This window comes from Reyranella sp. (genome assembly GCF_965228225.1).
Lineage (GTDB): Bacteria > Pseudomonadota > Alphaproteobacteria > Reyranellales > Reyranellaceae > Reyranella.
The window spans coordinates 2677015-2699184 of record NZ_OZ245801.1 but is presented as its reverse complement, the minus strand read 5'-3'; the positions used below and the strand labels follow the sequence as shown (position 1 = coordinate 2699184).

Genomic DNA, 22170 nt, shown 5'->3' with positions numbered 1-22170 from the left:
TCCAGAGCCGGCTATTTGCGGGGCCGGCTGTTGATGTAGGCTTTCAGATCCTGCGCGCGCTGCCACGCAGGCGTCCCGGCGGTAAGCTGACGTGACGCCGTCTCCGCATGGGACTGGGCTTCGGCACGCTGGCCTCGGAGGGTCGCCATCTCCGCCCGGGCGAGGGAGGTCATACCCTGATTGCCCAGCTTGGAGTAGCCCGATGCCATGAGGCGCCACAGTTCGAAGTTGTCGGATTCCTGCTGCATCGCCAGGTCGAGGTTGCGCATCGCCTCGCGGTCGTTGTCGGGATTGTTCACGTCGAGCAGCGCCCGCGCGAGGTCGATCTTCAGGATCGCGGCAGAGGGAGCGAGCTGCACGGCGCGGCGATAGGAAGGAATGGACTCTGCGGCGCGCCCGTTCTCGTAGAGCATCTGGGCGCGCACTTCATGAAAGTAGGGATCGTTGGGATATTCCTTCAGCAGCCCATCGATCGTCAGCAGCGCCGAACCCAGCGCCCCCTTGCGATAGAGCGCGATGGCGCGGGCGTAACGCGCCGGAAGCGACCGATCGGCCTCGGCATAGCGCTGCAGGGCCATGTCGGGCGCCACGAAGCCATAGAGCTTCGCCACCATGCGCTGGTGCAGCATGAGGAATTGCGCTGTGTCGGGCGTGTTGACGTACGGCGAGTTCGCGGCGGCCTGCTCGAAGGCCGCGATCCGCTCGGGCGTAAGCGGATGGGTCGTCAGGTAGGGATCGCGGCGGTTGATCGCGAGTTTCTCCTCGCGCTGCAGATAGCGCAGGAACTCGATCGTCCCTTTGGGCGACTGGCCCGTGCGCTGCAGGTAGGTGATCGCCGCCTGGTCGGCGGCGCTCTCCTGGGTCTGGGTGTATTTGAGGAAGGACATCAGCGAACCCGGCGCCATCGGACGGCCGGTGCCGCCGCCGTGGCCGCCGCCGGTGCCGCCCGCACCCGCGCCGCCGGCCACGCCACCGGCCATGGCCCCGCCGGCCAGAATCGTCTCCAGAATCTGCAGGGTGGAGAGACTGCGTAGTTCCTCCTGCATGCGGGCGAGATGCCCGCCGGCGATGTGGCCGCTCTCATGCGCCATGACGCCGATCAGCTGGTTGGGCCGCTCGGTCCGCATGATCAGGCCGGTATTGATGAAGATGCGCTGGCCGCCGGCGACGAAAGCGTTGAGCGAGCCGTCCTGGACGAGCATGATCTCGACGCCATTGGGATCGAGACCGGCCGCCTTCCAGATCGGGATGGTGAAGGTGCGGATCGTGCTCTCGATCTCGGCGTCACGGATCAGATTGAGGCGTTGACCTTGCTGAGCCGTCGCGGCACGAAACGGTGCCAGCGCGATGAGCGCCAGACATACGAGGGTGGTGATGCGTTTGAACAAGGTCGGCACGGGGCTGAGGCAGGCTAGAAACGGGTGGCGGCCGCGTCAATCGTGCAACGCAGCCCTTGTGAGCGTTCTCTTGCTGTCCGGTTGTGGCTTTAGTGAGACAGACCGCGCGCGGGATCGCGCCGAGAATGCCGAAAATCCCGCCGGTCTGACGCAGAACAAACGGACCTTCTCGCCGATCACCAAGGGCAGCAGTTTCGCGGCCACCACGGCCGAGGAAAGCCGGGCGGCCGAGGTCGGGCGCGAGATTCTGGAAGCTGGCGGAAACGCCACCGACGCCGCCGTCGCCATGTATTTTGCACTCTCGGTGACCCTGCCGTCGGCGGCGTCGCTGGGTGCGTCCGGCGCCTGCGTCGTCCATAACGACAAGACGAAGAAGGCCGAAGCCTTCGTGTTTCCGCCGGTCGCCGCACCTGGCGCCGTGAAAGGCACGCCTTTCTCGGTGCCGGCGGGTGTGCGCGCCATTACCCTGATGCATGTCCGCCACGGCCAGTTGCGCTGGGAGCAAACGGTGTCGCCGGCCGAGCGCCTCGCGCGTTTCGGCTTCCAGGTGTCGCGGGCGTTGGCGCGTGATCTGCAGGCGGGCGGGGCGCTGCTCGGGGCAGACGCCGAGGCCCGCCGGATCTTCGGCAACGCCACGGAGGGCGCACTTCTCACCCAACCGGACCTCGCTGTGGTGCTGGGCAGCATCCGTCAGCGCGGCGGGGCGGAGTTCTTCCAGGGTGCCCTGGCGCGCACCTTTTCGGAACAGGTCTCGCAGGCCGGCGGCAGCCTGCCCGTCGATGCGTTGCGCGCGGCGGTGCCGATCGCGTCGGAGCCGATGTCCGTCAGCCACTATCGCAGCCGCGTCTACGTCGCGCCCGCGCCCGCGGCCGGCTCGTCGGTCCTCGCGGGCTGGAATGGGCAGCAGCCGGCCGGCGGCACGCCGGTCGATTCCGGTGGCTTCGCCGGCTTTGCCGCCGTCGACAGCAAGGGCGGTGCGGCGGCGTGCGCAGTCTCGATGGGGCAGCTCTTCGGCGCGCGGGTGGTCGTACCTGGCAGTGGCATCATGCTCGGCTCGCCCAATCCCGAGGCGGCTTCGGTCAGTCCACTGATCATCGCCAATCCCGGCAATGGCGAGTTCACCTTTGCCGGGGCAGGTGGCGGCGGGCCGACCGCCGCCCAGGCCGTCGGCTATGTGGCGCGCGAAGCCATCGAAAGCGACCGCAACCTGGCGACCGTCCTCGCAAACCGGCGGGCCCAGGGCGGTTTCGTGAATGCCATCGCCTGCCCCTCGGGCCTGCGCGGCAAACCCGAAGCCTGCCGAACCGGCGCCGATCCCGCCGGTGCCGGCCTCTCGACGATCGCTCGATAGAAGGCGACATGTCGGGCAAGCTTTCGCGGCGCTCGGGTGGCGTCGATCCCTTCATCGTCATGGACGTGATGGCCGCCGCCGCGGAGAAGGAAGCGGCGGGCGAGACGGTCATCCACCTCGAGGTCGGACAGCCGAGCACGCCCGCCCCGAAGGGGGCGCTCGCGGCAGCGCATGCCGCCCTCGATGCGGACAGGATCGGATATGTCGCGGCGCTGGGCATGCCCGCGCTGCGCGAGCGTATTGCGCGGCACTATCGCGAGACCTATGGCGCTGACGTGGCGCCGGAGCGGGTCATCGTCACGACGGGCTCCTCCGGGGGCTTTCCGCTGGCCTTCCTCGCGAGCTTCGATGCCGGCGACCGCGTGGCGCTCGCGGCGCCGGGCTATCCCGCCTATCGCAACATCCTGGCGGCGCTCAATCTCGAGACGGTCGACCTGCCGACCTCGGCGGAAGACCGGTTTCAGCCGACTGTGGCCGCCCTGGAAAACGCCGGCCGGCTCGACGGGCTGATCCTGGCGAGTCCCTCCAATCCCACCGGCACGATGGTGACGCGTGCGGAACTGAAGGGGCTGGCCGACTGGTGCAACGCCAACGGCGTGCGCCTGATCTCGGACGAGATCTACCACGGCATCGTCTACGAGGGCGAAACCCACTCGGCGGTGGAGGTGTCCGACACGGCGATCGTGGTGAACAGCTTCTCCAAATATTTCTCCATGACTGGATGGCGGGTGGGCTGGCTGGTCGTGCCGCCCGACATGGTGCGGACGATCGAGCGGCTGACGCAGAACTTCTTCATTTCCGTGCCGACGCTCAGCCAGCACGCGGCGCTCGCCGCCTTCGAGTGTCGTGACGAACTCGACGGGCACGTGAAGCGCTATCGCACCAACCGCGACCTGCTCATGGCCGGCCTGCCGGCGGCCGGCCTCGACCGCCTCACGCCCGCGCAGGGCGCCTTCTACATCTATGCCGATGTTTCGCATCTCACCAACGACAGCCGCGACTTCTGCAGCCGCATGCTGCGCGAAGCGGGCGTCGCGACGACGCCGGGCGTGGACTTCGACCGGGCACGGGGAGCCGGCACCTTGCGCATCTCCTTCGCGGGCTCGACCGCTGAGATGGAGGAGGCGGTGCGCCGCCTGAAGCAATGGAGGCGAGTGTGAGGGGCGCTGCCGTCGCAGCCCTGTTCGCGCTCGCGCCGCTCGCGGCCATGGCACAAGGCGGTCCGAGCTTCGATTGCGCGAAGGCATCGAATGGCGCGGAGCGGGCGATCTGCAAGGACGCCACCCTTGCGGTGGCGGATCGCGAGTTGTCGGGCCTCTATGCCGCTCTCCTGGCCAAGTTGAGCGGGCCGGCCAAGGAGAGTCTGGAGAAGAGCCAGGTCCGCTGGATCGTCGGCCGCAACCGTGCCTGCGTGCCGAACGACGATCCGGACGTCATCGGGCGCTGCCTGAAGACGCGCTATGCCGATCGCATCGCCGACCTGAGGGCGGCGGCCGCGGGGCCTTATCCCTTCGTCGAGGATCAGTCGATCGAGCGGAGCGGGACGGTCGGCAAGGTGACCTACACGATCGACCTGCGCTACCCGCGCTTCGCCGGCACGAGCGCCGACTTCACGGCGATCAATCGCTCCTTTGCGGAGGCGGCGGCGAAGGCTGCGCGCGAAACCACGCCGACGGCCAATGCCGGCCTCGATCGCGAGCAGGAATGGCAGGCCGAGCAGGGCTATGCGCTTTTTCGCCCGGATCCCAACGTTATCACCGTTGCGCTGACCTTCTGGGCGTTCACCGGCGGCGCCCATGGGTACGGCAGCACGAGCTGCACCCTTGTCGACCTGCGCACCGGCAAGACGGTCCCGCCCGACGGCGTGTTCGCGCCGGGCGCGCCGTGGCTGAAGGAAGTGGTCGCGATCGTCGGCGCCGATCTCAAGAAGCAGTTCGTCGACAATCCCGGCTTCGAGGACGCGCTCCAGACCACCAAATTGACCAAGACGGTCAACACCAGTGGCCATTTCTGCTGGCAAGCCGACAAGCTTCAGATTTACTTCAACCAGTACGAAGTCGGTCCATACTCGGCCGGACCCTACACGGTCGACATTCCGTACAGCCGGCTGAAGCCGCTGCTGCGCGCGGGCGGCCCGATCTCCCGCTAGTGCAGCCTGCGCCGGTCCCGCGCCGGAACCGCTGAGGCGGTTGTTGGCGTCGCGCGTTCGGTCGCGACCGGCGGCACGGGGCCGGAATGGTGGCTCGCCATGTGCCAGCCGTCGGCCAGGCGCACATAAAGGTTGCTCGCCATGAGCTGGCCATTGGGCAGGATCTCGCGGCAGATGACCAGGGCAAGCCCCGGCCGGCCGACGACCCATTCCTCCGTGCAGCGCACGCGCGGCGCCTCGGGGTGCTTCATGATGGCACGCCAGCTCGCCATGATCTCCGCCCGCTCGTGGAGGGGAGCCTGGCCGGGATGCAGGCAGATGACGGAGCCCGCAGGGGCCCAGATCTGGTCCATGGCCGCCGTGTCGCGCTCGTTGAAGGCTTTGTAGAAGGCGCGGTTTGCGGCCAGGACCGCGTCGCGTTCGTCATCGTCGAATTCCGCCAAGAGCGGCGGCAGGCGTGGTGGACGGCGGGGCATTCGACCCTCGAAACTCACGGGTTGCGCGGCACAGGATTAGCCGACAGAGATGAGGCATCCAACCGTCGAGATGATGATGTCCATTCCCAAGCTCGAGTTCCCGCCATTCCATCTCCCCGCCGAGGCCGAGGCCCTGCGCGGGGAGGTTCGCGCGTTTCTCAAGGAGACGCTGCCCAAGATCCAGTCCGAAGACCGCTTCGCCAGCTGGAATACCTCGTCACCCGAGTTCAGCCGGGCGCTGGGCGCCAAGGGCTGGCTCGGCATCACCTGGCCCAAGCAGTATGGCGGCGCCGAGCGCTCCTTCCTCGACCGCCTGGTCGTGACCGAGGAGCTTCTCGGCAACAGCGCGCCGGCCGGCTCGCACTGGGTCGCCGATCGCCAGTCGGGACCGCTTTTGCTGAAGTTCGGCACGGAACAGCAGCGCCAGGCCATCCTGCCGCGCATCGTGCGCGGCGAATGCTACTTCAGCATCGGCATGAGCGAACCCGATTCCGGCTCCGACCTGGCCTCCGTGCGCACCCGCGCCGAGCCGGTGCCGGGCGGCTTCCGCGTCAACGGCACCAAGGTCTGGACCTCGGGCGCGCATCGCAATCACTACTGCATCACGCTGGTGCGTACCTCGGGACAGCATGGCGATCGCCATAAGGGGCTGAGCCAGCTCCTGGTCGATCTCAAGACCCCCGGCGTCACCATCCGGCCGATCATCAATCTCGCCGGCCGGCACGACTGGAACGAGGTGACCTTCTCCGACGCCTTCATCCCCGAGGATTGCCTGATCGGCAACGAGGGCGACGGCTGGCTGCAGGTCACGAGCGAGCTCGCATTCGAACGCTCGGGTCCCGAACGCTTCATGCAGAACGTCTACGTGCTGCGTGAACTGGTGCGGGTGCTCGGCCGCCAGCCCTCCAAGCGCGCGAGCGCCATCCTGGGCCGCTTGATCGCGCGCCTGTGGACCTTGCGGCAGATGTCGACCGCCGTCGCCGGCATGATGCAGGGCGGCAAGTCGCCCGCCATCGAGGCGTCGCTGGTAAAGGATCTCGGCACGATCTACCAGCAGGACCTGCCGGAGATCGCGCGCACGCTGGCTGAATCCGACGCCACGACCGAGGACGATCTCGCCGACTTCCTCGACGTTGCGCAATACGCTTCGATGATGGCGCCGAGCTACACCATCCAGGGCGGCACCACCCAGGTCCTGCGCGGCATCGTCGCCCGCGGCCTCGGACTGCGCTGAAGGAGAACGATCATGGACCGCGATACCCGTGACATGCTGCTGGAGACCGCCAGCCGCTTCTTCGCCGAGCGCGCCGGCAAGGACATCGTGAACGGCGTCGAGAAGGGCGTGTGGCCCGCCGATCTCTGGAGGGAGATCGAGGAGATGGGGCTGCCGCTGATCGCTGTGCCCGAGGAACAGGAAGGGGTGGGCGGAACGCTGGCCGACCTGATGGCGCTGCTGCGCGTCGCTGGCGAGCATGCCGTGCCCGTACCGGTCGCCGAGACTGCGCTTGCCAACCTGTTGGTCGCGGCCGCGGGCGGCAAGCCTGCCGGCGGCCCGTCGACGGTCGCTTTGGGCGAGCTGTCGCTGCAGGGCAACCGCGTCTCGGGCAAGGTCGCGCGCGTTCCCTTCGCGGGCGTTGCCGAGCGCTTCGTCGCGATCGTCACGGCGGGCGGCAAGTCGACGCTCGTCGTCGTGCCGCGCGACGCAGTGGCGATCCAGGATACGCCCAGCCATGCCGGCGAGCCCTATGGCACCGTGACCTTCGACGGCGCGACGCCGGAATTCTCCGGCGCCTCGCCGGTCAGCGCCGGGCGCGCGCTCGAACTCGCCGCACTCGCCCGCGCCATGCAGATGGCGGGCGCCGCGGACAAGGTGCTGGTGACGGCCACGGAATACTGCAAGCAGCGCGTCCAGTTCGGTCGCCCCATCTCAACCTTCCAGGCCATCCAGCACATGCTGGCCGAACTGGCGAGCTACGTCGCCGCAACCATCGCCTCGGCAGAGTCTGCGTCGCGCGACGCCGACGAGGGCGGGCTGGAGAAGGGGGGCAGCTTCTCAATCGCCGCTGCCAAGACCCAGTGCTCCGACTTTGCGCACCGGATCGCGGCCATCTCGCACCAGTCGATGGGTGCCATGGGCTTCACCCATGAGCACATCCTGCATCACTACACGCGCAGGCTCTGGGTGTGGCGCCGCGACTTCGGCAGCGAGAGCTTTTGGGGCGAGAAGATCGGCGAATCCTACGCCAGGGCCGGCAAGGACGAGCTGTGGCCGGCGCTCAGCGAAAGCCGCTACGCCGCCTGAGGCACGCGCCCCGCGCAAGCAGGGCGGAATAGCCGCCGGAGGCAACCCCGGCGGCTGCGCGCCATTCCTCTTCCGAGGTCTCGAATCGGAATGGAGGTGGAAATGGCACGCCATGACCCTCGGCGCGACGCCAAGCAGGCCTATGGCCACGACCGCAATTCAGATCCCGGCGACGATCGGCGCCGGGAGTATTACGACCCTGACCCGGTCTATCGCGGCGGTGACCGCTTCAACAGCGGCTACGGCGCCAGCTGGCAGAGTCACCGGGCCTTCGACCCGGCCGCCCATGATCTCCGACGTGACGGAAACTATCGCGGCCGGGGACCCAAAGGGTACGCGCGATCGGACGGGCGTATCCGCGAGGACGTGTGCGACCTGCTGACCGACGATCCACATGTCGACGCGAGCAGCGTTGAGGTGCTGGTGAGGGACGGAGAGGTGACGTTGACCGGCACCGTCGAAAGCCGCGATGCCCGCCGCCACGTCGAAGACCTCGCCGATCGGATTCGAGGGGTAAAGCACATCGGCAACGATCTGCGGGTTGCCGGCAGGGCGGATCTGATGAAGGCGTCGACGACACCTCTGTTCAGACGCAGCGGTGCCCGAACGCGCTGAGCGGCTGCCACTTCAGATCGATCGGACCGACCGCTTCGGCGGGGCCATCTTTATATTCATTCGGCAACAACGTACGCCTCCCGCACAGATAAAATGTGAATCCGCTGGAAGATCGATATATTCAATGGGATATATCGAGCCAGTCGGGATGTGGAGGGTTTCATGCTGGGTACTCGTCGGGTATTTGCGGCGGCTCTTGCCGCGGCCTTGGTCATGGGTTCGGGCGGGTTCGCGCACGAGGCCGCTGCGCAGGGCAAGGATGTCGTCATCCTCGCCGCCGCCAGCCTCAAGAACGCGCTGGACGAGGCCTCGGCCACTTGGACCAGGCAGACCGGCAAGACCACCAGGATTTCCTATGCCGCCAGCTCGGCGCTGGCGCGGCAGATCGAGGGTGGCATTCCGGCCGACCTCTTCATCTCGGCCGATGTGCCGTGGATGGACTATGTCGCGGAGCGCAAGCTCATCAAGCCGGCCAGCCGCTCGGACTTCCTCGGCAACCAGATCGTGCTGATCTCCGGCAAGGACTCGAAGGTCGATCTCAAGATCGACAAGGGCTTCAATCTGCGTGGCGCGCTGGGCATTGACGGCCGCCTCGCCATGGCCAACGTCGACGCGGTGCCGGCCGGCAAGTATGGCAAGGCGGCGCTGGAATATCTGGGCGTCTGGCCGTCGGTTTCCGACCGCGTGGCCCAGGCCGAGAACGTCCGCATGGCGCTGACTCTGGTCTCGCGCGGGGAGGCACCGCTCGGCATCGTCTACAAGACCGACGCGGCCTCCGATCCGGCCGTGCGCATCGTCGGCGCTTTCCCGGCCGCTTCGCATCCGGCCATCATCTATCCGATGGCGCTGCTGGCCAGTTCGAGCAATCCGGATGCACAGGCCTTCGTCGACTTCCTGAAGACACCGGCGGCCCAGCCGTTCTTCGAGAAGCAGGGCTTCGCTGTGTTGAAATAGGCTGCCGTCGTCGGGAGTGGCTAGTTTAAGGTCGCGCGCGGCTGAGCGAGGTCGATCCCGACCAGCGAAGTGGCCAGCCCGCCGGCGTCCTCCGGTGTCAGGGCGAAGGAGACCTTGAACCCGTCGGGCGTGTTCATCGTCAGGATGGTGCTGGTGCTGCCGGCGGCGGCCTCGAGCGAGAAGCCGCCCATCGGATAGACGACCTTCAGCGTATCGTCCTTGTAGCGGGCCTTCAGCGCCTTCTCGATCACATGGGGCAGGGTCATCAGGAGCGCGCGCAGGCAATCGACCGGGAGGGTCACCGAGGCCGGCTGGCCGTCGACGCTTTCGAAACCGAGGCGGAACGAAACGCCCGTCGGGTCGACCTGACAGTCCGTCAAACCCTTGCCGACGATCTCCATGACCGACCTCTCGCTGTCGTGAATGACGCTATATCCAATAAGATATAACGAACGATAGCGCAAGCCGCCTGCCGCGCGGATGTCGCCGCTAATTCTAGTGGAGCTTGGCGTCGGGCGGGGTGAGCAGGCGGGCCAGCGAGCGGATTTCCGGCGAGGAGGCGCCGTAGGCCCGCCGCTCCATCTCGCGGTAGAGGCGGACGATGTCGTTGCCGGTCTCCGTGACCGACGTGCCGCCGCCGCCGCCGCCGCCGGTCTGGGCGGTCACCACGGGCTCGCGGAACATCTGGTTCATCTCGTCCACCAGCAGCCAGGCCTGGCGATAGGACATGGCCAGCGCACGACCCGCGGCGGAGATCGATCCGGTCTCGTTGATCAGCTCGAGCAGGCGGACCTTGCCGGGACCGATCGAGCGGTCGCCGCCGAAATCGATCCGCAGGTGCAAGGAAGTCTTGTCGGCCGGCTTGGCCGCGGCTTTGGCTGGTCGGCGTCCCATCCGGGAATTATGCGGCGGGACTGGCAGCAAGACCAGACGGCTCGCGCAGCTGTGCGACGAGCTGGTCGGCGACGTCTGCCGCCTGGATCCGGATGTCGGGGATCGCCACGATCTCGGTGTAGCGCCCGCGCGTCGGCGGTCCGAGGACGAAGATGTGCGTCGAGGGGGCGCCATCGCATGACATCAGCGCTTCGTCCTCGGCAATGTCGAGGCCCTGGTTGAGGGGATCGGGTCGCAGCAGACCGTCCTTCACCAATTGCGCGTGGAGGGGCAGGCGGACGTCAACCTCGTTGCGCGGGCCGCGGCAGTCGACGACCCGGTCGAAGCTGCGCTGCTCCCGCTCGGTCGAGCCGCGATGGATGATGGTGACGTTGACCTTGTCGTCCGTTGTGGAGCCGATCTCGATGCGCCCCGAGACGATCGAGAGCTGACCGCTTGCCCTGGCGGCATCGATCTGCTCGCCGATGTGCGGCGCGACGCGATGGCGATGGATGTCCCACCACGGACGCAGATGGCGCAGGAAGCGCCGCCGCTGATCGAGGTCGAGCCCGTGCCAGAGTTCGTTGTTGTGCGGGCGCAGGAGCTGCATGAGGCCCGGCCAGCCCAGGCCGGCCCGCAGCTTGGCGCGGAACCGGGCGGTGCGTTGCGACAGGCTCCCGGTGAAGAGATCGCGCGTGTCGGCGTCGGGCGTGGGGATCGGCGCCGGCGGATGGTGATGCGGTACCAGCCCGCGCCGGGACAGCGCGACGATGGGCCCCTTGTGGCCGTGTTCCATCAGCGAGATCAGCACGTCGATCATCGTCAGGCTGGTGCCGATCAGCAGGATGGACGCATCGGGGGCAAGGCCCGCGACGGCTTCTTCGCGCCACGGATTGCCGTGATAGGCGCCCGAATCCTTCGAGGGCGGGCGATGCCCGGTCGCCAGGACGGCCCTGCGGGCGAACAACGCAACGTCCTGCCCGTTAATATCGAGCGAGACGCCGTCGGGCCTCTCGCGCACGGCGGTGACGTCTCCGGTGACGATCTGCAGCCGGCGTGGCGCGCGCTCCAGCGACTGGGCCAGCAGGTCCTGGAGGTAACGCCCGTAGTCGGCACGGGGCACGAAATCCGTGGGGCCGAGAGCGCCGCCGTCCCGTGCCAGCCAGTTCACGAAATGATCGGGCTCATCGACGAGCGCCGTCATGTCGCTGGCGCGCACGTTCAGGAGGTGACCCCGACACCGGGTCGAATAGGCCACCCCGAGGCCGGGATGGTCGCTGCGATCGATCAGGGCGATGCGGAGAGTGCTCTTGCGGACGAGCTGGGCGGCCAGCAGCACGCCGCTGGCGCCGCCGCCGACGATTGCGATGTCGACGGACGGGGTCTGGCGGTCGGCTTGCTGCATCAGCGAAGTATGGCGGTGTCGCGTCCCGGATGCCAGCGACAGGCGGTGCGACCGCTGGGCGCTGCCGAGCGGCCGGCACGTGCACTCGCGCCGGCCGCTCGATCGAGGTCGAAGCGTCAGGCGGCCTTGTAGCCGATGACCGCCTTGGTCTCGAGGAACTCCTCGAGGCCCCACTTGCCGTACTCGCGGCCGTTGCCCGACTGCTTGTAGCCGCCGAACGGCGCCGCCGTGTCGCCCATCGGATAGTTCACGTGGACGTTGCCCGCGCGCATCTGCGCGGCGACTTTGCGGGCGTGCTCGAGATCGCTGCCCTGCACGTAGGCGGCGAGGCCGTAGATCGTGTCGTTGGCGAGACGGATGACCTCTTCCTCGTCCGTGTAGGGGAGGATGCAGATGACCGGCCCGAAGATCTCCTCGCGCGCGATCGTCATGTCGTTGGTGACGCCCGCGAACACGGTCGGCCGCACGTAGTAGCCGCGGTTCAGGTTCTCCGGACGGCCGGGGCCGCCGGTCACCAGTTCGGCGCCTTCCTCGATGCCCTTCTGGATCAGGCCCTGGATCTTGTTGAACTGGGACTCATTGACCACGGGACCGAGCCTGGTGGACGGATCCTGCGGATTGCCGACCACGAACTTCTCGGCCGCCGCCTTGGCGATCCGCTTCACCTCGTCGTGCCGGTCCTGCGGCACGAACATGCGGCTGGGCGCCGTGCAGGACTGGCCCGAGTTCACCATCATGCTGTTGATGCCCTTGGTGACCGCCATCTGGAAGTCGACGTCGGGCAGCAGGATGTTGGCCGACTTGCCGCCCAGCTCCTGGGCGACGCGCTTGACCGTGACGGCGGCGGCCTGGGCCACGCGGATGCCGGCGCGGGTCGAGCCGGTGAACGACATCATGTCGATGTCGGGATGGCTCGACATCGCCTCGCCGACCACCGAGCCGGCGCCCTGGACCATGTTGTAGACGCCCTTGGGTGTGCCGGCGGCGTGCATGATCTCGGTCCAGACGAGGGCGTCGATCGGTGCCTCTTCCGACGGCTTCAGCACCATGGTGCAGCCGGCGGCCAGCGCCGGCAGGACCTTGCAGGCGATCTGGTTGGTCGGCCAGTTCCACGGCGTGATGAGGCCGCAGACGCCGATCGGCTCGCGCGCGATCAGCGTCGTGCCTTCGACCGTCTCGAACGGATAGGTCTCGAGCACCGAGATCATGCGCTCGAGATGCGCCGTGCCGCGGCCGGCCTGGATGGTGCGGGCGAACTCGAGCGGCGCGCCCATCTCGCGCGAGATGGCGTCGCCGACATCGTTCCGGCGCTTGTTGTACTCGGCCAGGATGGCGCGCAGCAGCTCGAGGCGCTCCTTGCGGCTGGTGCGGGCGAAGGACGGGAAGGCGGCCTTGGCGGCGGCCACCGCACGATCGACGTCGGCAGCGCTGCCGACCGAGATCTGGACGTAAGCCTCCTCGGTCGAGGGATCGATGACGTCGAGCAGGGCGGGCACGATCGGGTCCACCCACTTGCCGTCGATGTAGAAGTGCTTCGCGTGCTGCATGGTTCGACCCTCTGGATTGCTCTCGACGTGTGATTCAGAATGTACGACGAGCGATATATATAATTAAATATAACGAGTGAAAAGGGCGGGACGAGCCGGGGGCCCGGCCGCCATCTCATTCCGGCTCGATGCCGGCGACTTTCATCATCTCGCGATAGAGTTCGATCTCGGCAAGCATGATCCTGCGCATCTCCTCGGGCGAGCAGGGCGCGATCTCGGAGCCGCCCTGCGCCTGGCGCTCGACATAGGCGGGATCGGTGATGGACTTGAGCATGGTCTCGCGGAGCCTCGCCATCACGGGCTGGGGCACGCCGCGCGGCATGAGGATGCCGGTCCAGGTCATCAGCTCGAAGTCGGGAATGCCCTGCTCGATCAGGGTCGGGATGTCGGGCGTGAGCTTGTAGCGGCCACGGCTGCCGACGCCGAGGCAGCGCACGGTACCCGCCTTGACCTGAGGCAGGCTGGTCACCGGGTCGGCGAAGCACATCTGGACGTGGCCCGCTATCGTGTCCTGGAGCGCCGCCGGCGTGCTCTTGTAGGGCACGTGGACCATGTCGATGCCGGCCTTGGCCTTGAGCAACTCGCCCGAGATGCGGGTCGAGGCGCTGCCCGAGCCGAAGTTGATCCGGCCCGGCTGGCGTTTGCACAGCGCCACGAACTCGCCGGCCGTATTTGCCTGGACCTTGGCATTGACGATCATGAACACCGGCGCGCGGCCGATGATCGTGACCGGGTCGAAATCCTTCAGCGGATCGTAGGGCAGGGACTTCATCAGCGCGACGTTCGACGCCGCCGCGGTGTTGGAGCAGACGAAGATGGTCTGGCCGTCCGGCTTCGCCTTGGCCGCGACGTCGGCGGCGATCGCGCCGTTGGCGCCGGGCTTGTTCTCGACCACGGCCGGGACGCCGAAGGCCTTGGTGAGGCCGTCGGCGACGTTGCGCGCGCTCTGGTCGGTCGCCGATCCGGCTCCGAACGGCACGATGATGCGAAAGGGTCCGTTCGGAAACGTGTCTGCCTTCGCCGCCCCGGAAATCGACAGCGCGGCTGCGCTGGCGATCAGGGAACGGCGACGCACGGTTTGCGTCCTGACTAGCGGCGCCACCAGCCGCGCTTGGGCTTCTCGGGCGGCGCGTCGATCACGGGGATCGGCGGCGGCGCAGGCGCGGGTTCCGGCTCGGGAACGGGCATCGGCTGCGGAGCCGATGCGACCACGGGCTCGGCGCTCATTTCCGGTGCCGGCGGAGGCGGCGGCGCCGCTTCCACATTCACCGGCGGGCCCGGATCGTAGGGCGCACGCTCGACCGGCATATGCTCGACCGGCAGGGATTCCATCGGCACCGGCGGCGAGACGGGCGGCTCTTGCCTGTCGTCGCGTTCGGCCGTGTCGTGGCCGTTCGAGGCCCGTGCCTCGTCCTGCCCGTCGGCTTCTCCCCCGCCGTTTTCCCCGGCGGATGCCTGGCCTTCGCCCTGCATCGGCTCACCGTCCTCGTTGTCACGGCGCCGGCGGCGTCCGCCCCGGCGGCCCCGGCGGCGGCGGCTGCCGCCGCGATCGTCGCCATTGGCCTCGCCTTCCGGCCTCTCGCCGTCGGCATTGTCTGCGCTCTCGTCGTCGGCGCGGGCGACATCCCGCTCCGCATCCTGGCCGTTGGGCTCGTCGCCCTCGGCCGCGCCGTTGAGGCGTGGTTCGTCGGAGGAGGGCTCTTCGCCCTCGCGGGTCTCCCCGGCGGTCTCCCGGCGACGATCGGAGTCGTCCCCGTCCTCGCGCGAGCCCCCGCGCCGGCGACGACGGCGGCGACGACGGCTGCGGCCGTCGCTTTCCTCGCCCGCGCTGCGCTCTTCGCCACGCTCGCCGCGCTCCTCGTCCTCGGCGGACTCGCCGCGGTCGGCTTCGTCGCTCGACACCTCGTCGCCCGACGTCTCGTCGTAGCTGGCACGTGCCAGTTCCGGGGCGGGGCGGTCGCTGCTGCGATGATCCTCGCGGCGCGAGCGCACGCGCTCGATCTCGCAATCGGCAGCGTGCAGTTCGTCGTCGGCCTCGATGATCACCGTGAAGCCGTAGCGATGCTCGATCTCGGACAGCGAATGGCGCTTCTGATTGAGCAGGTAGAGCGCGACGTTCGGCGGGACGCTGACGGCGATCTCGCTGGACCGGCGCCGCACGCCTTCTTCCTCGATCGCCCGCAGCGCATGCAGCGCGGCGGATTCGAGCGAGCGGATGCGGCCGCTGCCGGCGCAGTGCGGGCACACCTCGGTCGAATGCTCCAGCAGGCTGGGACGCAGCCTCTGGCGCGACATTTCGAGAAGGCCGAATGCCGAAATGCGGCCGATCTGGATGCGCGCGCGATCCGAGCGCATCGAGTCCTTGACCTTGTGCTCGACCTGGCGCTGGTGGCGCGTCTCCTCCATGTCGATGAAGTCGATCACGATCAGGCCGGCGAGGTCGCGCAGGCGAACCTGGCGGGCGATTTCCTCGGCCGCTTCGAGGTTGGTGCGGAGCGCCGTCTCCTCGATGTTGCGTTCCTTGGTCGAACGGCCCGAGTTGACGTCGATGGCGACCAGCGCCTCGGTCGGATTGATGACGATGTAGCCGCCACTGCGCAGCTGCACCGTCGGCGAATGCATGGCGTCGAACTGCGATTCCACCTGGTAGCGGTGGAAGAGGGGAATCGGCTCCCGGTAGAGTTCGACCTTGTTGGCCTGATGCGGCACGAGCTGGCGCATGAACTCGGCGGCCGCCTGGAAGCCCGCCTCGCCCTCGACGAGGACCTGCGCGATGTCGGTATCGTAGATGTCGCGCAGCGACCGCTTGATGAGGTCGCCTTCCTCGTAGATCAGCGCCGGCGCGGTCGAGCGCATCGTGATCTCGCGGATCGAATCCCAGAGGCGCGACAGGTATTCGTAGTCGCGCTTGATGTCGATGTTGGAGCGCTCGAGTCCGGCGGTGCGCAGGATCACACCCATGCCCTGCGGCACTTCGAGGTCGGCCAGGATTTCCTTCATCCGCTTGCGATCGGACGGATTGGAGATCTTGCGCGAGATTCCGCCGCCACGACCGGCGTTCGGCATCAGCACGCAGTAGCGGCCGGCCAGCGACAGGTAGGTGGTGAGAGCGGCGCCCTTGTTGCCGCGCTCTTCCTTGACGACCTGCACCAGCAGGATCTGCCGGCGCTTGATGACTTCCTGGATCTTGTACTGGCGGATCGGGTTGCGGCGACGACGCTCGCGCGTCTCGCGCTCCTCGACCACCTCGTCGCCACCCAGCGTCTCGACCGTGACGTCGGGCTGTGGCGCCTCGGCCGGATCTGTCGACTCCGACGGCGAGGCCTCGCCGGTGAATTCGCCAGCCCGTTCGGGCGCTTGTTCCGAAGCCTCAGCGACGGCGGTCATCTCGCCTTCGACCGCGGGTGCGGCTGCCGGCTCGGATACCGGCGCTTCGGCCGTCTCGACATGAACGGGACCGTCGATCCGTTCGACCGGGATTTCCGCGGCCTGGGCCTGAGGCTCGGGTTCGCTGGCGGGCGCGGCTTCGGCGACGATGGGCTCTGCAGGAGGGGCGGGCTCGACCGGAGGAGCCGCCTCGACAGCGGCGGCTTCGACAGTCGGGGCCTCGGGCGCCGGCGCTTCCGCGGCAACGGCCTCGCTGGCCGCAGCTTCCTCGGCGGGCTCGCGCTCGCGGGCGTCGCCAGGGACCTCGTTGGCAGGGGCTTCGTCAGAGGCGGCCGCCGCCGTGATGATGTCGTCCGCCGCGGCTTCGATGATATCGGCGCGGGCTTCCTCGATGTCGGTGCGATCGACCCGGTTTCTCCGGCGCGGTTCCTCGTCCTCGGCTTCGGCGTGCAGGCGATGCTGCTCGGCGATCAGCCGTTCGCGATCGGCGACGGGGATTTGGTAATAGTCCGGATGGATTTCCGAGAAGGCCAGGAAGCCGTGCCGGTTCCCGCCATACTCGACGAAGGCCGCCTGGAGCGACGGCTCTATGCGAATGACCTTCGCGAGATAGATATTGCCCTTGAGGGCCTTGCGGCTCGCAGTTTCGAAGTCGAATTCTTCAAGTCTCGTTCCATCGACCACAACGACCCGGGTCTCTTCCGGGTGACTTGCATCGATGAGCATACGCCTTGCCATGGGCTCGCTCCGAGGCGTCCGATCCCAACCGGTGCGAGCGACCGGCGGCCATGCCGCCTCCGTCGTGCGAGGGGAGCGCCGCGTCATCGACCCGTCGAACGGCCAACTCCGGCCAAGACGGGGAAGCTTCGCGCCGCCGGACCACGACTGGGTCCTGCCACCTCGAGTTTCCTGATAGCCACCGCCTGCCTGACAGTCTCTCCGCAGACCGGCCGCGCCCCATATTTCGAAGGCGCGAGCCTGGCCTGGCTCGGAAACTGCCGTCGGAGCGCGACCCTAAGGCGCGCTACGAACGACGGCGACTGCTCGCGTACGCAACATACGGGGTTGGAAACGGGTCGACAATCAAAAGATTGTGTCCCTTGAATTGGTTCAATTAAGTTATTGAAATAAATTGATATTACCGCTCTTCTTCTGGTATCGCTTTAACAATATTCGAATCATTTTCATCTCTTTCTCATTGGCGTTTGCCATGTCCGACTTCCGTCGTCGCCATCTGCTCGCCGTTCTGGCCGGCGTGAGCGTGCTTGGAATGGGTGCTCGCGGCGCCTTGGCCGCGCCGTCCAAGCGACGGCCCAAGTCGGTCGCCAAGCCGACGCCGGCGATCCCAATGGACAAGCCCAGGCTGGTCTTCCTGGATCCGGGCCATGGCGGGCGCGATCCCGGTGCCCTGGGCGTTCGCGGTACCCAGGAAAAGAGCGTCGTCCTCGCCATCGCCCGCGACCTGCAGCGCGAGTTGCTGGCCGGCAATCGCTATCGGGTGCTGCTGTCGCGCAATACCGACAGCTATGTCGCGCTGCGCGAACGCGTCGCCCGTGCGCAGGCGGCCCGGGCCGACCTTTTCCTGTCCCTGCACGCCGACGCTCACGGCGACCGGGATGTCCGCGGGGCGTCCGTCTACACCCTGTCGGAAGAGGCGACGGATCGCGAAGCAGCCGCACTGGCAGCGCGCGAGAACCGCGCCGGCGCTTCGCTTTCCGGCCTGAGGCTGTCGGACCAGCCGGATAATGTCGCTCAGACCCTCGTGGCCATGAGCCAGCGCGGGACGGTGAACGATTCGCGGCGGCTGGCCGACACGGTCGTGGCCACTTTCGCCCGCAATGGCGTCCGGCTGCTGCCGCGCACCCATCGTCAGGCAGGGTTCGCCGTGCTGACGTCGCCCGACATCCCGGCCGCACTGGTCGAGCTGGGGTATCTCTCCAATCCGCAGGACGAAAAGCTATTGACCGTCCGCCAGCATCAGATCGCGCTCGCCCGGGCGTTGCGGGCGTCGGTAGATGCCTATTTTGGGGTGGTCGCCACAAGAAAGGCATAAGTTTGGGCGACCGTGCGAGATTGAAGGCCCTCCGGGCGCCGCGTAGAAAGTGACCGTGCTCAACTTCATCAAAATCTGTCTGGCATTCGCCACCGCCGCTCTCATCGTCGGCACCGGCACCGTCGCAGGCCTGTTCTGGCATTTCAGCCACGGACTGCCCGACCACAAGCAGCTCGCCGACTACCAGCCGGCGACGCTCACCCGGCTCTACGCCGCGGACGGCAAGCTGCTGGCCGAGTATGCGCGCGAGAAGCGCGTGTTCGTGCCCGTCAACGCCATGCCCAAGCGCGTCCTCGAGGCCTTCGTCGCGGCCGAGGACCAGCGGTTCTTCACCCATCCCGGCATCGACTTCATCGGCGTCATCCGCGCCATGGTGGCCAACGTCGCCAACCCAGGCAAGCGGCCGGAGGGCGCCTCGGGGCTCACCCAGCAGGTCGCCAAGAACTTCCTGCTCACCAATCAGGCGACGCTCTCGCGCAAGATCCGGGAGGCCATCCTCGCGTTCCGCATCGAGGAGACCTATTCCAAGGAGCGTATCCTCGAACTCTATCTGAACGAGATCTATCTCGGATCGGGCAACTACGGCGTGGCCCAGGCCGCCCTCAACTACTTCGACCGGTCGCTCGACGAGCTGTCACTGTCCGAGATCGCCTATCTCGCGGCCCTGCCGAAGGCGCCGAACCGCTACAATATCGTGCGCAACGAGAAGGAAGCCTACGCCCGGCGCGACTACGTCCTCCATCGCATGGCCGAGGACGGCTACATCACCGCCGCCGAGGAGCAGGCCGCTCGGGCCGAGAAGCTGCAGTATCGTCGCCGCAGCACCACCGAAGTGGCCCAGGCCGACTTCTTCGCCGAGGAAGTGCGCCGCAATCTGATGGCGGCCTATGGCGAAAAGGGCCTCTACGAAGGCGGCCTGACCGTCAGCACGACGCTCGATCCCGCCATCCAGGCCGTTGCCGACAACGCGCTGCGCGACGGACTGGTCGCCTATGACCGCCGCCACGGTTGGCGCGGACCCTATGCCAAGGTCCCCGACATGAGCGTCTGGGAGGAGGAGTTCGCCCGCATCGTCCAGCGCCGTCCCCTGGCGGGGCCGGCCGCATGGCAGCTCGCGGTCGTCAGCAAGGTCGAGGCGCAGTCGGTGCAGCTGGTCGGCCTGCCGGACGGCGGCGAGGGCACCGTGCCGTTCGCCGAGATGACCTGGGCACGGCCGACCCTGCAGAACCAGACAGTCGGCGCCGCGCCGCGCAGCCCGCGCGACGTCGTGTCGGTGGGCGACGTGATCGTCGTCGAGAAGGTCGAGAAGCCGGCCGGCGCCAACGCCAAGCCCTATCCGCCCAAGACCTATGCGCTGCGCCAGGTGCCCAACGTCGAGGGCGGCGTGGTCGTGATGGACACCCAGGCCGGCCGCGTGCTGGCCATGTCGGGCGGCTGGTCCTACGGGCGCAGCCAGTTCAACCGCGCCGTCCAGGCGGCACGCCAGCCGGGTTCGGCCTTCAAGCCGTTCGTCTACCTCGCCGCCATGGATGCGGGCTTCACGCCGGCTTCTGTCGTGCTCGATGCGCCGTTCGTCTACGACCCGGGCTACGGCCAGCCGCTGTGGACGCCGAAGAACTATGGCGGCGACATGCTGGGCCCGACGACCGTCCGCCGCGGCCTCGAACTGTCGCGCAACCTGATGACGGTGCGCATGGCGCAGCAGGTCGGCATGAAGCGCGTGGTGGACGTCGCCAAGGAGTTCGGTGTCACCGACCATATGGGCGCCTACCTGCCGATGGCGCTGGGCGCCGGCGAGACCACGCTGCTGCGCATGACCATGGCCTACGCGATGCTCGCGAACGGCGCGCTCGAGATCACGCCCTCGCTGGTCGATCGCGTGCAGGACCGCAACGGCAAGACCGTCTATCGCCACGAGCCGCGCACCTGCCGGGGCTGCGGCGAGGCGACGGCCGGCGGAAACTCGCCTGCGGCACCCGAGCTCGTGGATGCGCGCAAGCCCTTCCATGACCCGGCCTCGGTCTATCAGGTCGTCAGCATGATGCAGGGCGTCACGGTCCGCGGCACCGCCGGTCGCCTGGCCGCGCTCGGACGGCCGATCGCCGGCAAGACCGGCACGACGAACGATGCGCACGACAACTGGTTCCTGGGCTCGACGCCCGACATCACCATCGGCGTCTATATCGGCTTCGACGAGCCGCGGACGCTGGGCTCGCAGGAGACCGGTGGCGGCAACGCCGTGCCGATCTACGAGGCGATCGCCAAGGAGATCTTCAAGGGCAAGCCGCCGACGCCGTTCCGCGTGCCGCCAGGCCTGCGCATGGTCCGCTTCAGCTACGAGGGCGGGACGATCGACGAGGTCTTCAAGCCGGGCACCGAGCCGGGTTCGGAAGGCTTTATGGTCACACCGCTTGACGGATCGGCCCCTTATTCCGCTATAGACCCCACGCAGGGTCCGCAGCAGGCGGGCAGCCCCCGGCGTCCGGGTCTCTCGGGCACCGGCGAGACGTATTAGTCAGTTTGAAACGGATCCGTAATGCGCGCCGAAGCCCAAGCGATGGTGAACGAGATCGAGGAGTCGCTCGAACTCCTCAGGAGGCGTCTTTGACTACGACCGTGCGGTCGTCCGTCTCGACGAACTGAACGCGCGCGCCGAGGATCCGGCGCTGTGGAACGATCCGAAGGAAGCCGAGAAGGTGATGCGCGAGCGCACCAAGCTCGAAACATCGATCGGTGCCATCAGGCGTCTGCGCGCGGCAGTCGACGACAATGTCGGTTTGATCGAGATGGCCGAGGCCGAGAAGGACGAAGCCACCATTGCCGAGTGCGAGAAGGCGCTGCGCGAGGCCACGGGTGAGGCCAAGGCGGCGCGTCTCGAGACGCTTCTCTCCGGCGAGGCCGACGCCAACAACGCCTATATCGAAATCAATGCCGGCGCCGGCGGCACCGAGGCCCAGGACTGGGCCGAGATGCTGGCCCGCATGTACACCCGCTGGGCCGAGCGCCGCGGCTACAAGGTGAGCTGGCTCGAGGAGAGCGCGGGCGAAGAGGCCGGCATCAAGTCGTGCGCCTACAAGGTCGAAGGCCCCAACGCCTATGGCTGGCTGAAGACCGAGAGCGGCGTGCACCGGCTGGTGCGCATCTCGCCGTTCGACGGCAATGCCCGGCGGCAGACCTCGTTCGCCTCGGTCTGGGTCTATCCCGAGGTCGACGACAACATCGAGATCGAGCTGGTCGACAAGGATCTCCGCGTCGACACCTACCGCGCCTCGGGCGCGGGCGGCCAGCACGTCAACAAGACCGACTCCGCGGTGCGCATCACCCATCTGCCGACCGGCATCGCCGTGGCCGTGCAGCAGGAGCGCTCGCAGCACCAGAACCGTGCCAAGGCGATCCAGATGCTGAAGGCCCGCCTCTACGAGGTCGAGCTGCAGAAGCGCGAGGCCGAGCGCCTGGAGGCCGAGGCCAGCAAGACCGACATCGGCTGGGGCCACCAGATCCGCTCCTACGTGTTGCAGCCCTACCAGATGGTCAAGGACCTGCGCACCAACGTGGAGCGGTCGGACCCCCAGAAGGTGCTTGACGGCGACCTCGACGAATTCATGGCCGCCTCGCTCGCCGCCCGTGTGGGCGAGGGCACGGACAAGGAAGCCGCGTAAAG

The 22170-nt window shown here is 67.7% G+C and carries 18 protein-coding genes; 10 read left to right on the top strand and 8 right to left on the bottom strand.

Annotation, left to right across the window (positions count from 1 at the left end; genetic code table 11):
* Positions 1-11: 11 nt before the first annotated feature.
* Entirely contained in the window at positions 12-1388 is a 1377-nt protein-coding gene (locus tag ACO07K_RS12975) for a M48 family metalloprotease (RefSeq protein WP_422036349.1), read from the bottom strand.
* A 67-nt stretch (positions 1389-1455) separates the two neighbouring features.
* On the opposite strand from ACO07K_RS12975, the gene ACO07K_RS12970 reads away from it, so the two are divergent.
* From ACO07K_RS12970 to ACO07K_RS12960, 3 genes are read left to right on the top strand one after another with little or no spacing between them, the layout of a single operon-like run.
* Entirely contained in the window at positions 1456-2748 is a 1293-nt protein-coding gene (locus ACO07K_RS12970) for a gamma-glutamyltransferase (RefSeq protein WP_422036348.1), read from the top strand.
* A gap of 8 nt (positions 2749-2756) precedes the next feature.
* Positions 2757-3908, top strand: coding sequence for a pyridoxal phosphate-dependent aminotransferase (locus ACO07K_RS12965; protein WP_422036347.1), 1152 nt, complete (start codon positions 2757-2759; stop codon positions 3906-3908).
* Positions 3905-4897 carry a DUF3298 domain-containing protein gene (locus ACO07K_RS12960; protein WP_422036346.1) on the top strand — a complete coding sequence of 331 codons (993 nt, stop codon included), beginning with the start codon at positions 3905-3907 and terminating at the stop codon, positions 4895-4897. Before ACO07K_RS12965 ends, ACO07K_RS12960 begins: the two co-directional genes overlap by 4 nt.
* Here ACO07K_RS12960 and ACO07K_RS12955 read toward each other — a convergent pair.
* Complete coding sequence (locus tag ACO07K_RS12955) at positions 4894-5373, bottom strand: nuclear transport factor 2 family protein (RefSeq protein WP_422036345.1); 480 nt, start codon at positions 5371-5373, stop codon at positions 4894-4896. The two genes, ACO07K_RS12960 and ACO07K_RS12955, sit on opposite strands and share 4 nt — an antisense overlap.
* 49 nt (positions 5374-5422) lie before the next feature.
* On the opposite strand from ACO07K_RS12955, the gene ACO07K_RS12950 reads away from it, so the two are divergent.
* The 4 genes from ACO07K_RS12950 to modA all read left to right on the top strand — a co-directional run bounded on the left by ACO07K_RS12950 (position 5423) and on the right by modA (position 9244).
* On the top strand, positions 5423-6607 hold the full coding sequence (locus tag ACO07K_RS12950; RefSeq protein ID WP_422036344.1) for an acyl-CoA dehydrogenase family protein: 1185 nt from the start codon (positions 5423-5425) through the stop codon (positions 6605-6607).
* Between the two features lie 12 nt (positions 6608-6619).
* Entirely contained in the window at positions 6620-7675 is a 1056-nt protein-coding gene (locus ACO07K_RS12945) for an acyl-CoA dehydrogenase family protein (protein WP_422036343.1), read from the top strand.
* Between the two features lie 102 nt (positions 7676-7777).
* The gene (locus ACO07K_RS12940; protein ID WP_422036342.1) at positions 7778-8290 is read left to right on the top strand and encodes a BON domain-containing protein; all 513 of its coding nucleotides are present in this window, start codon (positions 7778-7780) and stop codon (positions 8288-8290) included.
* 162 nt (positions 8291-8452) lie between these two features.
* Entirely contained in the window at positions 8453-9244 is a 792-nt protein-coding gene (gene modA, locus ACO07K_RS12935) for a molybdate ABC transporter substrate-binding protein (RefSeq protein ID WP_422036341.1), read from the top strand.
* Between the two features lie 20 nt (positions 9245-9264).
* On the opposite strand, the gene ACO07K_RS12930 is transcribed toward modA, so the two are convergent.
* The 6 genes from ACO07K_RS12930 to ACO07K_RS12905 form a co-directional block, all read right to left on the bottom strand.
* Complete coding sequence (locus ACO07K_RS12930; protein WP_422036340.1) at positions 9265-9645, bottom strand: hypothetical protein; 381 nt, start codon at positions 9643-9645, stop codon at positions 9265-9267.
* A 94-nt stretch (positions 9646-9739) separates the two neighbouring features.
* Entirely contained in the window at positions 9740-10138 is a 399-nt protein-coding gene (locus ACO07K_RS12925; RefSeq protein WP_422013246.1) for a winged helix-turn-helix domain-containing protein, read from the bottom strand.
* 7 nt (positions 10139-10145) lie between these two features.
* Positions 10146-11522, bottom strand: coding sequence for an FAD/NAD(P)-binding protein (locus ACO07K_RS12920; protein ID WP_422036339.1), 1377 nt, complete (start codon positions 11520-11522; stop codon positions 10146-10148).
* 116 nt (positions 11523-11638) lie between these two features.
* Positions 11639-13069, bottom strand: a complete 1431-nt coding sequence (locus ACO07K_RS12915; protein ID WP_422036338.1) for an aldehyde dehydrogenase family protein — start codon at positions 13067-13069, stop codon at positions 11639-11641.
* A gap of 115 nt (positions 13070-13184) precedes the next feature.
* Positions 13185-14144, bottom strand: a complete 960-nt coding sequence (locus ACO07K_RS12910; RefSeq protein ID WP_422036337.1) for a Bug family tripartite tricarboxylate transporter substrate binding protein — start codon at positions 14142-14144, stop codon at positions 13185-13187.
* 14 nt (positions 14145-14158) lie between these two features.
* On the bottom strand, positions 14159-17194 hold the full coding sequence (locus ACO07K_RS12905) for an Rne/Rng family ribonuclease (protein ID WP_422036336.1): 3036 nt from the start codon (positions 17192-17194) through the stop codon (positions 14159-14161).
* Positions 17195-17666: 472 nt separating this feature from the next.
* Between ACO07K_RS12905 and ACO07K_RS12900 the strand changes: the two genes are divergently transcribed.
* From ACO07K_RS12900 to prfB, 3 genes are all read left to right on the top strand, one after another.
* Positions 17667-18509 carry an N-acetylmuramoyl-L-alanine amidase family protein gene (locus ACO07K_RS12900; protein ID WP_422036335.1) on the top strand — a complete coding sequence of 281 codons (843 nt, stop codon included), beginning with the start codon at positions 17667-17669 and terminating at the stop codon, positions 18507-18509.
* Positions 18510-18564: 55 nt separating this feature from the next.
* Positions 18565-21024: a penicillin-binding protein 1A gene (locus tag ACO07K_RS12895; RefSeq protein WP_422036334.1), complete on the top strand. Its 2460-nt coding sequence runs from the start codon at positions 18565-18567 to the stop codon at positions 21022-21024.
* 21 nt (positions 21025-21045) lie between these two features.
* Positions 21046-22168, top strand: a protein-coding gene (gene prfB / locus ACO07K_RS12890; RefSeq protein ID WP_422036333.1) for a peptide chain release factor 2 whose coding sequence is annotated in 2 segments (ribosomal slippage) — positions 21046-21114 and positions 21116-22168 — 1122 coding nt in all. Because the reading frame shifts where the segments join, the coding sequence is not laid out codon by codon here.
* Positions 22169-22170 lie beyond the last annotated feature (2 nt).